Annotated in this window: 12 protein-coding genes and 2 pseudogenes; 11 read left to right on the top strand and 3 right to left on the bottom strand. The window is 65.8% G+C overall.

Annotation, left to right across the window (positions count from 1 at the left end; all coding sequences use genetic code 11):
• Positions 1 to 11 precede the first annotated feature (11 nt).
• From IX761_RS11105 to IX761_RS11095, 3 genes are read left to right on the top strand one after another with little or no spacing between them, the layout of a single operon-like run.
• A complete protein-coding gene (locus IX761_RS11105) occupies positions 12 to 794 on the top strand; it encodes a sulfite exporter TauE/SafE family protein (RefSeq protein WP_194789634.1) in 783 nt (260 codons plus the stop codon).
• Positions 795 to 810: 16 nt separating this feature from the next.
• Positions 811 to 1,620, top strand: coding sequence for a prolipoprotein diacylglyceryl transferase (gene lgt / locus IX761_RS11100; protein WP_194789633.1), 810 nt, complete (start codon positions 811 to 813; stop codon positions 1,618 to 1,620).
• Between the two features lie 48 nt (positions 1,621 to 1,668).
• Positions 1,669 to 2,640, top strand: coding sequence for a thymidylate synthase (locus IX761_RS11095; protein ID WP_194789632.1), 972 nt, complete (start codon positions 1,669 to 1,671; stop codon positions 2,638 to 2,640).
• Between the two features lie 122 nt (positions 2,641 to 2,762).
• Here the strand turns inward: IX761_RS11095 and cadR are convergent, their stop codons facing one another.
• Positions 2,763 to 3,206 (bottom strand): cadmium resistance transcriptional regulator CadR, encoded by a 444-nt coding sequence (gene cadR, locus IX761_RS11090; protein WP_194789631.1) that lies wholly within the window; start codon positions 3,204 to 3,206, stop codon positions 2,763 to 2,765.
• 82 nt (positions 3,207 to 3,288) lie between these two features.
• Between cadR and IX761_RS11085 the strand changes: the two genes are divergently transcribed.
• From IX761_RS11085 to IX761_RS11055, 7 genes and pseudogenes are all read left to right on the top strand, one after another.
• Complete coding sequence (locus IX761_RS11085) at positions 3,289 to 5,529, top strand: heavy metal translocating P-type ATPase (RefSeq protein WP_194789630.1); 2,241 nt, start codon at positions 3,289 to 3,291, stop codon at positions 5,527 to 5,529.
• Positions 5,530 to 5,634: 105 nt separating this feature from the next.
• On the top strand, positions 5,635 to 6,498 hold the full coding sequence (locus IX761_RS11080) for a LysR family transcriptional regulator (RefSeq protein WP_194789629.1): 864 nt from the start codon (positions 5,635 to 5,637) through the stop codon (positions 6,496 to 6,498).
• Positions 6,462 to 6,803, top strand: a pseudogene (locus IX761_RS11075) (LysR substrate-binding domain-containing protein); the annotation flags it as partial. The gene IX761_RS11080 and the pseudogene IX761_RS11075, both read left to right, overlap by 37 nt.
• Before the next feature lie 216 nt (positions 6,804 to 7,019).
• Positions 7,020 to 7,975: pseudogene (locus IX761_RS11070) on the top strand (ATP-binding cassette domain-containing protein).
• A 1-nt stretch (position 7,976) separates the two neighbouring features.
• On the top strand, positions 7,977 to 9,701 hold the full coding sequence (locus IX761_RS11065; protein WP_194789628.1) for a putative 2-aminoethylphosphonate ABC transporter permease subunit: 1,725 nt from the start codon (positions 7,977 to 7,979) through the stop codon (positions 9,699 to 9,701).
• 30 nt (positions 9,702 to 9,731) lie between these two features.
• The gene (locus IX761_RS11060; protein WP_194789627.1) at positions 9,732 to 10,757 is read left to right on the top strand and encodes a putative 2-aminoethylphosphonate ABC transporter substrate-binding protein; all 1,026 of its coding nucleotides are present in this window, start codon (positions 9,732 to 9,734) and stop codon (positions 10,755 to 10,757) included.
• An 84-nt stretch (positions 10,758 to 10,841) separates the two neighbouring features.
• Positions 10,842 to 11,393 (top strand): phosphonate degradation HD-domain oxygenase, encoded by a 552-nt coding sequence (locus IX761_RS11055; protein WP_194789626.1) that lies wholly within the window; start codon positions 10,842 to 10,844, stop codon positions 11,391 to 11,393.
• A 119-nt stretch (positions 11,394 to 11,512) separates the two neighbouring features.
• Here IX761_RS11055 and IX761_RS11050 read toward each other — a convergent pair whose 3' ends face one another.
• Together IX761_RS11050 and IX761_RS11045 are read right to left on the bottom strand one after the other, a co-directional pair.
• Positions 11,513 to 12,871 (bottom strand): GTPase/DUF3482 domain-containing protein, encoded by a 1,359-nt coding sequence (locus tag IX761_RS11050; RefSeq protein ID WP_194789625.1) that lies wholly within the window; start codon positions 12,869 to 12,871, stop codon positions 11,513 to 11,515.
• Complete coding sequence (locus IX761_RS11045; protein ID WP_194789624.1) at positions 12,864 to 14,255, bottom strand: DUF2868 domain-containing protein; 1,392 nt, start codon at positions 14,253 to 14,255, stop codon at positions 12,864 to 12,866. The genes IX761_RS11050 and IX761_RS11045 overlap by 8 nt, the downstream gene beginning before the upstream one ends.
• Before the next feature lie 111 nt (positions 14,256 to 14,366).
• Between IX761_RS11045 and IX761_RS11040 the strand changes: the two genes are divergently transcribed.
• Positions 14,367 to 14,885: a dihydrofolate reductase gene (locus IX761_RS11040; protein ID WP_194789745.1), complete on the top strand. Its 519-nt coding sequence runs from the start codon at positions 14,367 to 14,369 to the stop codon at positions 14,883 to 14,885.
• Positions 14,886 to 14,936 lie beyond the last annotated feature (51 nt).

Genomic DNA, 14,936 nt, shown 5'->3' with positions numbered 1-14,936 from the left:
AGGGGCCGCGAATGGAATTCGTACTCTATCTGCTGTTGGGGGCCTGCGCCGGTGTACTGGCCGGGCTGTTCGGCGTGGGTGGCGGCATCATCATCGTGCCGGTGCTGGTGTTCAGCTTCACCTTGCAGGGCTTCGACCCCGCGGTCCTTACCCACCTGGCCGTTGGCACGTCGCTGGCGACCATCGTCTTCACCTCGATCAACGCCGTACTCGAGCACCAGCGCAAAGGCGCGGTGCAATGGCCGATCTTCACCTGGATGGCCGTGGGCATCCTGCTCGGCGCCCTGGTCGGGGCCAAGACCGCCTCGCTGATCCAGGGCCCGATGCTGCAGAAGATCATCGGCGTGTTCGCCCTGGTGATCGCTGCGCAGATGGCCCTGGACCTCAAGCCCAAGGCCAGCCGGGGTATCCCTGGCAAACCGGGCCTGATCGGCGCCGGTGGGGTGATCGGCTGGGCCTCGGCGATCTTCGGCATCGGCGGCGGCTCGCTGACCGTGCCGTTCCTGACCTGGCGCAGCCTGCCCATGCAGAAGGCCGTGGCCACCTCATCGGCCTGCGGCCTGCCGATCGCCCTGGCCAGCGCCCTGAGCTTCATGTGGCTGGGCTGGCACGAGGAGCACCTGCCGGCCCATAGCGTGGGTTATGTGTACCTGCCGGCACTGGTCGGCATCGCCGTGACCAGCATGTTCTTCGCCCGCTTTGGCGCGCGCCTGGCGCACAAGCTGTCGCCGCGCCTGCTCAAACGCCTGTTCGCCGCGCTGCTGTTCTGCGTCGGCCTGAGCTTTTTGATTTGAACCAAGAGGAAAATCCATGCTGCCTTACCCGCAGATAGATCCCGTGGCCGTGGCCCTCGGGCCGCTGAAAATCCACTGGTACGGCCTGATGTACCTGATCGGCATCGGCGGCGCCTGGCTGCTGGCCTCGCGCCGGCTCAACCGTTTCGACCCCACCTGGTCCCGCGAGAAGCTCTCCGACCTGGTGTTCTGGCTGTCGATGGGGGTGATCGTCGGCGGGCGCCTGGGCTACGTGCTGTTCTACGACCTGCACCAGTACCTGGCCAACCCCACGCTGATCTTCGAAGTCTGGAAAGGCGGCATGTCGTTCCACGGTGGTTTCATCGGCGTGATGCTGGCGGCGCTGTGGTTCGGCAAGCGCAACAACAAGTCGTTCTTCGAACTGATGGACTTCGTCGCCCCGCTGGTGCCGATCGGCCTGGGCGCAGGGCGCATCGGCAACTTCATCAACGCCGAACTGTGGGGCAAGGCCACCGACGTGCCGTGGGCGATGGTGTTCCCGCCGTTCAGCGACCCGGCGCAACTGCCGCGTCACCCGTCGCAGCTGTACCAGTTCGCCCTCGAAGGTGTGGCATTATTCGTCATCCTCTGGCTGTACTCGCGCAAGCCGCGCCCGACCATGGCCGTTTCCGGCATGTTCGCGCTGTTCTATGGCATCTTCCGCTTCATCGTGGAGTTCGTGCGGGTGCCGGACGCCCAGCTGGGCTACATCGCCTTTGGCTGGTTGACCATGGGTCAGTTGCTCTGCGTGCCGATGATCGTCGGCGGCCTGTTCCTGATCTGGTGGGCCTACAACCGCAAACCAACGGCCAAAGCGGCCGTCTGATTCCCACGGCAGGGGCGATCCCCCTGCCGTTCTTGTTACAGGTAAGCCATGAAACAGTATCTAGATCTGGTCCGTGAGGTCATCGACAACGGCACGCTGCAGGAAAACCGCACCGGCACCCGCACCATCAGCCTGCCGGGCGCCATGCTGCGTTTCGACCTGCAGAAGGGCTTCCCGGCCATCACCACGCGCCGGCTTGCGTTCAAGTCGGCGATCGGCGAGATGGTGGGCTTCTTGCGGGGCGTGAAGAACGCCGGTGAATTCCGCGAGTTGGGCTGCAAGGTCTGGGACCAGAACGCCAACGAGAACGCCCAGTGGCTGGCCAACCCGTTCCGCCTGGGCCATGACGACCTTGGCGAAATCTACGGCGTGCAATGGCGCCAGTGGCCGGGCTACAAGCGCATTGCGCTGAGCAACCCGGCCGCCATCGAAATGGCCGAAAAGGCCGGTTTCCGCCAGATCGCCCAGGACGAGGAAGACGGCCAGGCGTTCGTCATCCTGTACAAGGCCATCGACCAGGTGCGCCAGTGCCTGGACACCATCGCCAACGACCCGGGCAGCCGGCGCATCCTGTTCCACGGCTGGAACTGCGCCCAGCTCGACGAAATGGCGCTGCCGCCGTGCCACTTGCTGTACCAGTTCCACCCGAATGTCGAGACCAGGGAAATTTCCCTGACCCTCTACATCCGCTCCAACGACCTGGGCCTGGGCACACCGTTCAACCTCACCGAAGGCGCGGCGCTGCTGTCGCTGTTCGGCCGCCTGACCGGCTACACCCCGCGCTGGTTCACCTACTTCATCGGCGATGCCCATGTGTATGAGAACCACCTGGACATGCTGGGCGAACAGATGAAGCGCGAGCCGCTGGCGGCGCCGAAGCTGGTGATCAGCGACCGGGTACCGGCGTTTGCCGAGACCGGCAAGTACGAGCCGGAGTGGCTGGAGAAGATCGAGCCGAGCGACTTCTGGCTGGAAGGCTATGAGCACCATGCGCCGATGACGGCGCCGATGGCGGTCTGATCCAGTAATCGAGTTGTCCTCTTCGCGGGCAAGCCCGCTCCCACAGGTATATCGCTGATTTCAGTTCCAGCGCTGTCCCTGTGGGAGCGGGCTTGCCCGCGAATGCTTTCGTATAGGCACCATCAATGGCCGTGGCTACGCCCCACATGCGAATGCTCGGTCTCCGGCACCGTCACCGCCCCATTGGTCTCCAACTGCTGCAAGATCGCGCACTCCGCCCCCTGCGCATTGCACTGCTGCCTCAGCTCCACCAACTGCGTCTGCAGCGCCATCAACCCGTCGATCCTCGCCTGCACATGCTCGATATGTTCGTCGATCAGCGCATTGACGCTTCCGCACGAGCCTTCCGGGCTGTCGCGCAGTCTCAATAGACTGCGGATCTCGTCCAGGGTCATGTCCAGGGTGCGGCAGTTGCGGATGAACGTCAGCCGTTCCACATGGGCCTGGGTGTACAGCCGGTAATTGCCATCGGTACGGGCGGGCTCGGGTAGCAGTTGCTCGCGCTCGTAGTAGCGAATGGTTTCCACGGCGCAATCCGTGGCCTTGGCCAGTTCTCCGATCTTCATGGCAAATCTCCGGCAGGGGGGTTGACCCTATAGTGGCTACAGGGTGTTCACTTGGCAACAGGCTCCCTTTAAGGACAAACCCATGAACCAGCCTGTTAGCCCCGAACACAAGCATGACCACGCTCATGGCGAGCAAGGTCACCGCCACGAAGCCCATACCCACAGCTGCTGCGGGGCCAGTGCCTCGCCGGCCTTGGTGCAACTGACCGAAAAGGCCAGCGCCGGGGCGCAGCTCAGCCGTTTCCGCATCCAGGCCATGGACTGCCCCACCGAGCAGACCCTGATCCAGGACAAGCTGGGCAAGATGGCTGGCATCGAACAGCTGGAATTCAACCTGATCAACCGCGTGTTGGGCGTACGCCACACCCTCGACGGTACCGCCGAGATCGAGCGCGCCATCGACAGCCTGGGCATGAAGGCCGAGCCGCTGGCCGCTGACGATGACAGCAGCGCCGCGCCTGCCGCCAAGACCCGTTGGTGGCCGCTGGCGCTGTCGGGTGTGGCGGCGATCGCCGCCGAAATCGTGCATTTCTCCGGCAAAGCGCCAGAGTGGGTGGTCGCCGCGCTAGCCCTGGCGGCCATCCTCGGCTGTGGCCTGGGCACCTACAAGAAGGGCTGGATCGCCCTGAAGAACCGCAACCTCAACATCAACGCGCTGATGAGCATCGCCGTGACCGGTGCCGTGCTGATCGGCCAATGGCCGGAAGCGGCCATGGTCATGGTGCTGTTCACCATCGCCGAGCTGATCGAGGCCCGCTCGCTGGACCGCGCACGCAACGCTATCAGCGGGCTGATGCAGCTGACCCCGGACACCGCCACCGTGTTGCAAAGCGACGGCCAGTGGCGCGAAGTCGAGGTGCGCGAGGTGGCCATCGGTGCCCAGGTGCGGGTACGCCCCGGCGAGCGCATCGGCCTGGATGGTGAAGTGGTCAGCGGGCAATCCAGCGTCGATCAGGCACCGATCACCGGCGAAAGCCTGCCAGTGGAGAAGGCTGTGGGCGACAAGCTGTTCGCCGGCACCATCAACCAGGCAGGCGCCCTGGAGTACCGCGTTACCGCTGCCGCCGGCCAATCGACACTGGCGCGGATCATCAAGGCCGTCGAAGAAGCCCAGGGCGCCCGTGCGCCGACCCAGCGCTTCGTCGACCAGTTCTCGCGCATCTACACCCCGGTAGTGTTCGCCCTGGCACTTGCCGTGGCGGTCATCCCGCCGCTGTTCATGGCCGGCGCCTGGTTCGACTGGGTCTACCGTGCCCTGGTGCTGTTGGTGGTGGCCTGCCCGTGCGCGCTGGTGATCTCCACCCCGGTGACCATCGTCAGCGGCCTCGCCGCTGCCGCGCGCAAGGGTATCCTGATCAAGGGCGGGGTGTACCTGGAAGGCGGGCGCAAGCTGGACTTCCTGGCCCTGGACAAGACCGGCACCCTCACCCACGGCAAGCCGGTGCAGACCGACAGCCAGGTCCTCGACCCGTTGTTCGAAGGCCGCGCCCAGGCCCTGGCCGCCAGCCTCGCTGCGCGCTCCGACCACCCGGTATCCGGCGCCATCGCGCAATTTGCCAAGACGCAAAGCCTTGCCCTGAACGATGTCACCGAGTTTGCGGCCCTTGCCGGCCGTGGCGTGCGTGGTGATATCGACGGCGCAACCTACCACCTGGGTAACCACCGCCTGGTGGAAGAGCTGGGCCTGTGCTCGCCCGAGCTGGAGGCGCAACTGGATGTGCTGGAGCGCCAGGGCAAGACCGTGGTCCTGCTGCTCGACCGCAGCGGCCCGCTGGCGCTGTTCGCCGTGGCCGACACGGTCAAGGACAGCAGCCGCCAGGCCATCGCCGAACTGCATGAGCTGGGTATCAAGACCGTCATGCTGACCGGCGACAATCCCCACACCGCCCAGGCCATCGCCGCGCAGGTGGGCATCGACCGCGCCGAGGGCAATTTGCTGCCGGCTGACAAGCTCAAGACCATCGAGGATTTGTACGCCCAGGGCCACCGCGTCGGCATGGTTGGTGACGGCATCAACGACGCGCCGGCCCTGGCCCGCGCCGAGATCGGCTTCGCCATGGCGGCCGCCGGTACCGACACCGCCATCGAGACCGCCGACGTAGCGCTGATGGACGACGACTTGCGCAAAATCCCGGCGTTCGTCAGGCTGTCGCGCCAAAGTGCGGCGATCCTCACCCAGAACATCGTGCTGGCCCTGGGGATCAAGGCCATCTTCCTGGCGATCACCTTTGCCGGCATGGCCACCCTGTGGATGGCGGTGTTCGCCGACATGGGCGTGAGTCTGCTGGTGGTGTTCAACGGCTTGCGCCTGCTGCGCAAGTAAGGCTGGGTGCGCACCCTGTGTAGGAGCGGCCTTGCCGGGGCGCTCCTACACAGGGGGCGGCGCTGGTTCAACGGGTCATGTCTGTCCCAAAAGAGGTTATCCACAATGCTCAGTGCCGAGCTCAAGGCCTTCTACATGGTGGCCCGCCAGGGCAGCATCACCCTGGCGGCGAAGAAGCTCGGGCTCAGCCAGCCCACGGTGACCACGCAGATCCGCAACCTCGAAAGCCAGTACAACGTCGAGCTGTTCTACCGTGGTGGCCGGCGCCTGGTGCTGAGCGAGGAGGGCGTGCGCCTGCTGCCGATGGTCAAGGCACTGTTGCAGCAGGAGGCCGAGATCGAGTTCGAGCTGCGCAACAGCGGCCAGGCCCAGGGCAGCCTGCGCATCGCCGCAACCGCGCCGTACTACATCCTCGACCTGGTGAAGATCTTCCGCGAGCGCCTGCCCCAGGTGGAAGTGGCGGTGGAAATCGGCAACTCGCAGCAGGTGCTGGAAATGCTCGAGGACTACCGAGTGGATATCGCCGCCTCGTCGCAGTTGCTGGAAGACGCACGCCTGGTGCGCCGGGTGCTGGGCACCGACCCGCTGGTGCTGGCGGTGCACCGCAATCACCCGCTGGCCCAGCGCCAGGCGGTGTCGATCGAGGTGGTGGCCGGGCATTGCCTGCTGATGCGCGAGAAGGGCTCCACCACCCGCAAACTCACCGAACAGATGATGCAGGACGCCGGGGTGAAGGCTGGGGCGCTGCTGGAGATTGGCAGCCGTGAGTCGATCCGCGAGGCGGTGCTGCGCAACATCGGCATCAGCATCATTGCCCGCCATGAGGTGCCGCATAACCCCGAGCTGCGGGTATTGGCGCTGGAGGATGCGCCGGTGATGCATGAGTACCTGTACTGCCTGAAAGAGCGGCGTCAGGCGCGGTTGCCGGCGNGGTGTCGATCGAGGTGGTGGCCGGGCATTGCCTGCTGATGCGCGAGAAGGGCTCCACCACCCGCAAACTCACCGAACAGATGATGCAGGACGCCGGGGTGAAGGCTGGGGCGCTGCTGGAGATTGGCAGCCGTGAGTCGATCCGCGAGGCGGTGCTGCGCAACATCGGCATCAGCATCATTGCCCGCCATGAGGTGCCGCATAACCCCGAGCTGCGGGTATTGGCGCTGGAGGATGCGCCGGTGATGCATGAGTACCTGTACTGCCTGAAAGAGCGGCGTCAGGCGCGGTTGCCGGCGGCGTTTCTGGGGGTGGCGCAGGAAGTGGTGGGTTCGCAATTCTGATCGTTCTTCACTGGCTGCACCGGCCTCATCGCCGGCAAGCCGGCTCCCACAGGGGCAAGGCTGGTCTGCTTTTGTGGGAGCCGGCTTGCCGGCGATAGGGCCCTCAAAGCCACTACAAAATCTGCCTATACCACTATCACCCGCTTTTGCCCCAACGCCACGGAACCTTCGCACAGCCTGCCTAGCATGGCCCCATCGCTTCGATGAGGACCTGCCATGAACCACGTCACCCCGGGCGCACAGATGAAAGTGCGCGGCATCCACAAACGCTTCGGCGCCTTCACCGCGCTCAACGACGTGTCCCTCGACATCGCCGCTGGCGAGCTGGTGTGCCTGCTCGGCCCTTCGGGATGCGGCAAGACCACCCTGCTGCGCTGCATCGCGCGCTGTTCCCCAACCTCACCGTCGAAGCCAACATCGCCTACGGCCTGACCGGCGCCAGCCGTGACCAAAGCCGTGGTCGCGTGGCAGAAATGCTCGAACTGGTGGGGCTTACCGGCAGCGAAAAGAAATACCCCGGCCAGCTCTCCGGCGGCCAGCAGCAACGCGTAGCCCTGGCCCGAGCCCTGGCACCGAAACCCTCGCTGCTGCTGCTCGACGAGCCCATGTCCGCCCTCGATGCCCGGGTTCGTGAGCACCTGTGCACCGAGCTGCGCCAGCTGCAACGCCAGCTGGGCATCACCACGCTGATGGTCACCCACAACCAGGACGAGGCCATGCTGATGGCCGACCGCATCGCCGTGATGAACAACGGCCAGGTCGAGCAGTACGCCACCCCGCAGGAAATCTACGACCAGCCGGCCACGCCGTTCGTCGCCGAGTTCGTCGGCCAGGGCAACTGGCTGCCGTTCCAGCGCAGCAGCGACAGCCATGCCCGGGTCGGCAGCATGAACATGCGCCTGGCGGCCAACGCCGGCCGTGCCAGCAGCGGCCGACTGTTCTGCCGCCCCGAGGCGATCACCGTGAACCCGGTGGTGCACGAGGAAAACCTGTTCCCGGCCAAGGTCCGCGAGATCACTTTCCTCGGCAACCGCTGCCGCATGAGCTTCGAACTCAAGGCCCTGCCGGGCCACGCGCTGCTCGCCGAGCTGGCGCCAGAAGCCATGCCGCGCCTGGGCTCGCAGGACATCTGGGTGGCCCTGCCACCGCAGAGCCTGCAGGTGTTTGCCTGAGATGGCCGCGCCCATGACCCTGCCCCTGAGCACCGCCAAGTCCGCCCCGCGCAGCGGTGTCGCCCTGGGTGACCGCCTGTTCGTCGTCGGTGGCAAGAGCCTGCTGCTGCTCCTGCTGGTGCTGGCGGTGCTGCTGCCGTTGTTGGCGATCTTCTGGAAAGGCTTCAGCGCCGATGCCGGCCAGGGTGGTGGCCTGGTGGCGGCCCGCGAGCTGTTCGCCAGCGCCAACTTCCACTGGCTGCTCGGCAACAGCCTGTCGGTGGCCTTCACCGTCGCGGCCATCGTCGTGCCGCTGGCCTACCTGTTCGCCTACGCCCTGCAACGCACGCTGATCCCGGCCAAGGGCCTGTGGCGTGGCATTTCATTGCTGCCGCTGCTGGCACCGTCAATGCTGCCGGCCATCGCCCTGGTGTACCTGTTCGGCAACCAGGGCCTGCTGCGCGGGCTGCTCAGCGACAATATCTACGGCTTCTGGGGCATCGTCCTTGGTGAAGCCATCTACACCTTCCCCCATGCCCTGATGATCCTGCTGTCGGCGCTGTCGCTGGCCGATGCGCGGTTGTTCGATGCCGCGTCGAGCATGGGCGCCGGGCCCGCCCGGGCGTTTTTCAGCATCACCTGGCCGGCCACCCGCCAGGCGGTGTTCGCCGCGTTCTGCCTGGTGTTCACCCTGACCATCACCGACTTTGGCGTGCCCGTGGTGGTCGGTGGCGACTATCAAGTGCTGGCGCTGGAGGCCTACAAGGCGGTGGTTGGCCAGCAGCAGTTCGGTCGTGGCGCGCTGATCGGCATGGTGCTGCTGGTGCCGGCCCTGCTGAGCTTTAGCGTCGACGCCTGGCTGCGTCGGCGCCAGGGCGAGGCCATGAGCGGCCGCGCCCAGGTGTTCGAGCCCAAGCCTTCCCGGCTGCGTGACGGCTGCTTCCTGGCCCTGGTGTTGCTGGTGTGCGCGGCGTTGCTGGCGGTGATCGGCATGGCGGTGTACTCGTCGCTGGTCAAGTTCTGGCCCTACAACCTGTCGCTGTCGCTCAACCACTACCAGTTCGACGACACCGCCGGTGGCGGCTGGCTGGCCTACCGCAACAGCGTGACCATGGCCCTGTGCACCGCGCTGATCGGCAGCGTGGTGATCTTCAGCGGCGCCTACCTGATGGAGAAAACCCAAGGCCAGCGCCTGCTCAACCAGGCCCTGCGCCTGCTCAGCTTCATCCCCATGGCCGTGCCTGGCCTGGTGTTGGGCCTGGGCTACGTGTTCTTCTTCAACCTCAACGGCAACCCGCTGCATGTGTTCTACGGCAGCATGGCACTGCTGGTGGTGTGCACCATCGCCCACTACCTGACCACCGCGCAGATGACCGCCACCACCGCCCTGCGCCAACTCGACGGCGAGTTCGAAGCCGCCGCGCTGTCGCTCAAGGCGCCGCTGTACAAGCACTTCATGCGGGTCACCGTGCCGATCTGCCTGCCGGCACTACTGGACATCGTCCGTTACCTGTTCGTCTCGGGCATGACCACGGTTTCGGCGGCGATCTTCCTCTACAGCCCCGACACCATCCTCGCCGCCGTTGCCGTGCTGAACATGGACGACGCCGGCAACGTCGGCGGCGCCGCCGCCATGTCCACCCTGATCCTGCTTACCAGTGCCGCCGCCTCGCTGCTGCTGGCCGGCGCTTCACGCGGCCTGCTGCGCCGCTCCCAGGCCTGGCGCCAACGCGCCCCCGGCCATTGACCGACTGCCCACAACGATAGGAACCGCACCATGTTCAAGCCCCTCGCACTTGCCGCTGCCGTGTCCGCCGTGTTCAGCCTGCAAGCCTCGGCTGCCGCTACCCAGCTGACCGTCTACACCGCCCTGGAAGCCGAGCAGCTCAAGAGCTACAAGCAAGCCTTCGAGAAGGCCAACCCGGACATCGAGATCAAGTGGGTACGCGACTCCACCGGCATCATCACCGCCAAGCTGCTGGCCGAGAAAGACCGCCCGCAGGCCGACGCGGTGTGGGGCCTGGCGGCCTCCAGCCTGGCCATCCTCGACCAGAACGGCATGCTCGACGCCTACGCACCGAAGGACCTGGGCAAGATCTCGCCCAACTATCGCGACGCCGCCAACCCGCCGGCCTGGGTGGGCATGGACGTGTGGGCCGCGACCATCTGCTTCAACACCGTCGAGGCCGAAAAGCAGGGCCTGAGCAAGCCGCTGAGCTGGCAGGACCTGACCAAGCCCGAGTACAAGGGCAAGATCGTCATGCCCAACCCGGCCTCGTCGGGCACCGGTTTCCTCGACGTCAGCGCCTGGCTGCAGACCTTCGGCGAGCCGCAGGGCTGGGCCTACATGGATGCCCTGCACCAGAACATCGGCCAGTACGTACATTCCGGCTCCAAGCCCTGCAAGCTGGCCGCCGCCGGCGAGTTCCCGATCGGCATCTCGTTCGAGTACCCGGCCGTGCAGCTCAAGCGCCAGGGCGCGCCGCTGGATATCGTGCTGCCGAAGGAAGGCCTGGGCTGGGAAATTGAAGCGACTGCCGTGATCAAGGGTTCGCCGAAGGCCGATGCGGCCAAGCGCCTGGCAGATTTTTCCGCCAGCCCCGCGGCGATGGAGCTATACAAAGAGAACTTCGCCGTGCTCGCCGCGCCGGGCATCGCCAAGCCACAGACCGAGCTGCCGGCGGACTATGAGCAGCGGCTGATCAAGAACGACTTTGCCTGGGCCTCGAAGAACCGCGACCAGATCCTGAGCGAATGGCGCAAGCGCTATGACGGCAAGTCGGAGAAAGTCGCCCAGCAGTGAGGGCCCCATCGCGGGGCAAGCCCGCTCCCACGATTGCCGTGGGAGCGGGCTTGCCCCGCGATAACGCCATCAAAGGAAAAGACGATGCCCAATTCGCACCCGACCATCGACAACACGTTCGCCCTCTATGAACACCACGGCAGCGCCGACTACATCGGCGAAGCCATCACCCAGCTCGAACACATGTCCCAGGCCGCCCAGCTGGCCATGGCCGAAGGCTACGACGATGAAGTGGTACTGGCCGCGTTCTTCCACGACATCGGCCACTTGCTGGGCGAAGGCCAAGCCAGCATGGGCGGCTTTGGTGTGGTCAGCCACGAACGCCTCGGCGCCGAGTACCTGCGCCGCGTGGGTTTTGGCGAGCGCATGGCGCGGTTGGTGCAGTACCACGTCGAGGCCAAGCGCTACCTCACCTTGCGTCAGCCGGGGTATTACGACCGGCTGAGCGAGGCGAGCCGACGCACGCTGGGGTATCAGGGCGGGGTGATGAGCGAGGCCGAGGCGGATGCGTTCGAGGGCGATCCGTTGTTTGCGGTGAGCCTAAGGATGCGGGAGTGGGATGAGCAGGCCAAGGAAGTGGGCGTGGCATTGCTGGATCTAGAGCTCCTGAAGGCCAAGGCACTGGCTTTGATCTGATGGTGTCTGTACTGGCCCTTTCGCGGGCAAGCCCGCTCCCACAGGATATCGGTCGGTGCTGAATGTGGCGCGGTCCCTGTGGGAGCGGGCTTGCCCGCGAAGAGGCCGGACCTGCTAATTCAGATTTGTAAAACCAACGCCTCCAGCTGCTCTTGCCGCTCAGCCTGGTTCACCTTCGCCCCCGGATTGAGCGTCGACCACTGCGGATGCGCCCGCGCCTTGTTCAGCGCCTCGGGCAGCTTGCCCTCGCGCCAGGCCTTCTCATCCAGTGCACCCAGGCGAATGCTGTCCTGCGCTGCATGCCCGCGGCTCTCCAACGCCACCATCAATTGCTGCTGACGCAGCGCCAGCAGGCGCAGCACGGTGTCATCCACCGTCAATTCCCGCTGGCCCTTGAGCTTGCCCATCAACCGCGCACCATAGTTGCGCGCCGTTTGCAGCGCACCGCCGGCAATGGCCCCGGCTAGCGCGGCAGCCCCCAGCGTCAGACCGCCAACCAGCAGATCGACACCGGCACCCGCCGCCGCACCCGCCGCCACGCCGCTGCCCAGGCGCACGCCCAGCAGCTTCAGGGTTTCCGGGTTGAACAGGTCATCGCCCCAGCGCCCGTCCAGCAGCGGCAAGTCATCGGCATTGGCATCCTCGCGGCGGAAGGCATACAGCTTGAGCAGCGCCTCGACACAGCGCTGCTCGCGCTGGCGCACATCATGGCGCAGGGCTTCGATGGCCTGGGCTTGCTCGGCAGGTTCGACGCTGCGCCGGCAGGCGGCGCAGTCGAGCAGCAATTCGGCGATCAAGCGCTTGCCGCTGTGCTGGCGGGCCAGGCGCTGGGCCTGCTGGTCGTCGATCAGCCGTTGCAGGGCGGGGCGGGCTTCTTCCAGCAGCAGGGCGAGGCTTTCGTAGAGGCGCCGTTCGCCATCCTCGGGCGGGGCCACGCTGTCGAACCGCACCAGGGCATGCAGCCCCAGGCGGGCCAAGGCCTCGCGCCACTCTGGTTCACGGTGCTGGTGGCTGGCGACGAAGTTGAGCACCGGCAGCAAAGGCTTGCCGCAGCTGGCCAGCACCTCCAGCTCGTCGCGGTACTTGGCCAGCACCGGCTCGCGGGCGTCGATCACGTACAGCCCGGCATTGCTCGCCAGCAACTGGCGCAGCACCTTGGCTTCCTGCTCGAAACGCTGGCGCGCCTCGCTGCCCTGGAGAAAACGCTCCAGACGGGCCGGGCCGTCCAGGCGTTCGCCCGGGCGCTCCAGGCGTTCGAGGTAGTCGAGCAGGGCGATAGCGTCTTCCAGGCCCGGGGTGTCGTACAGCTCCAGCAGCGGCTCGCCGTCCACCGACAGGCGCGCGCCTTCGACATGGCGGGTGGTGCTGGGGCGGTGCGAGACTTCGCCGAAACCAACGTCACGGGTGAGGGTGCGCAGCAGCGAGGTCTTGCCGACGTTGGTATGGCCGACCACGGCCAGTTTCAGCGGCTCAGTCATGGCCATGCTCCAGCCAGGTCAGTGGCGAGGTGTCGGCGTGGGGCAGGCCGAGGCGGTCGAGGGCCTCGTGCCAGTCGCCCAGGCGCGCGGCGTCCAGAGCTTCGCCAGGTTGCGCCTGGAGCAGCCAGATGCGCGTGGCGCCGGCATTGCGCGCAAGCTCGGCGAGCAGTGCCAGGCTGCCGCGGTCGGGTGAGCGACGCGGGTCGCAGGCGATGGCCAGGCGTGCCGGGGGGAAGCGGCCGAGCTGTTCGAGCAGCTTGTTGCGCGATTCACGGCTGTCGAGCACGCCGGCGTTGGTCACGCTTTTTGGCAGGGCCGGTGGCCATGGGCGCTGGTCGTCCAGCTCAAGGCCCACCAGCAGCGCACCGCTGCTACCACTTTCCAGCGAGTCGGCCTCGAAGTGGGGCAGTGTGTCGGGCGCGGCGTCCTGTACGCCGATCCGCTCGCTGCGTGGCATCAGTACTTCGCGCAGTTGCGCATAGCCGGGCAGGTTGAGGTCCAGCGCCAGGCGCTCGCGGCCTTGGCGCCAGCGCCACAGGCACAGCGCGGCCAATACCAGGCGTGGCAGCACGCCATAGACCAGCACCACCCCGAGCAACCAGCTGGCCCAGGCCTGGCGGGCCATGTCCAGCGCCGGCTGGGTGGCGCCACTGGCGCGGATCATTGCGTCGTCCGGTACGGCGAAACCCAGCAGCGCGGGCAGGGCGCCGAGGGCATGGGTGAGGGCGATGAAGGGTTCGGCGGCGAGCAGGGTGGTTTCCCAGACGAAGCCGTAGCGCCGGGTGGCCAGCAACGCCAGCAGCATGCCCAGCGCCGCCAGCATCGCCAGCAGCCACAGGCCATGCACCAGCGCACCGAGCAGCCAGCGGTTGAGGCGCTGCCGCTGCAGCAGCACCAGCAGCGCCGGGGCCAGTTGCGCGGCCTTGGCATCACGGGCGAAACGTTCGCTCAGCCATAGCCACAGGCGGCCCAGCGCCGCGCCTTGCTCACCGGCGAAGAAAAAGCCCAAGGCCCAGCCGATCAGCAGCAGAAGATTCAGCCCGAGCAGACTGCCCAAGGCCCAGAACACGTTGACCGGCCGTTGCCCGTCGCCCAGTGCCGCCAGCCCAAGACCAGCGCCGCTGAACACGGCCACCACCATCAACGCCAACAGCGCCAGGCGTGCGCCCTGCTTCCAATGGCGCAGTGCCGTGGCCATGTCGTCGCGCTCGGCCAGCCACAAAGCGCGGGTTTCGATGCGGGTGGCCAGGTCGCCACCCTGCTGGCGCGCGCGGCGGTTGGCTTCCTGGTCTTCCAGGGGGCCGGCGTGTTCCTCACGCAGGCGCACCGCTTCGGTGAGCCAACGCTTGTCCAGTTCGGTCGGTGCAGTCACAAGCTCGTCCATTGCACAGGTCAGGGCGCAAGCATAACCCAGGCGTCGGATGGAGCGTTTTGTGAGGGCTGCTTTGTCAGTTATCTAGATATCTTCTGCGGGTTGTTTGATATCCTCGCGGTCATGAAGACACCAATTCCTCTCTGCCTGATTGCTGCCGTTGGCACCAATAGAGTAATCGGCATACGTAACCAGATGCCTTGGCACTTGCCTGGGGATTTTAAGTATTTCAAGTCTCAAACCATGGGCAAACCCATCATCATGGGTCGTAAAACTTGGGACTCGCTAGGTCGTGCCTTGCCAGGTCGTTTGAACATAGTAGTGAGCAGACAAGCGAATCTTGAGCTTGACGGCGCAGAAGTTTTCCCTTCTCTTGAAGACGCGTTGATCCGTGCAAGCGAATGGGCGCGTGGCCAAGGCGTCGAAGAGCTGATGCTCATCGGCGGGGCACAATTGTATAGGCAAGCCTTGGAGAAGGGGCTTGTCAGTCGGATGTACCTGACGCAGGTGGATTACTCTGGTGAAGGGGACGCGTTGTTCCCGGAATTCGCTATGGAACAGTGGAACTTGGCGTCGAGAACCCCGCAGCCTCCCGAAGCTAAAGGGCCTGAGTATCATTTCGAGGTTTTGGAAAGGATCTGAGATAGCCGGGGCTGCTTCGCAGCCCTTTCGCGACACAAGGCCGCTCCTACA

This window comes from Pseudomonas sp. UFMG81, from assembly GCF_015354575.1.
In the GTDB taxonomy this organism is placed as follows: Bacteria; Pseudomonadota; Gammaproteobacteria; order Pseudomonadales; family Pseudomonadaceae; genus Aquipseudomonas.
Note: the sequence above shows the minus strand (reverse complement) of the source record. Positions and strands in the feature narration are given on the sequence as shown.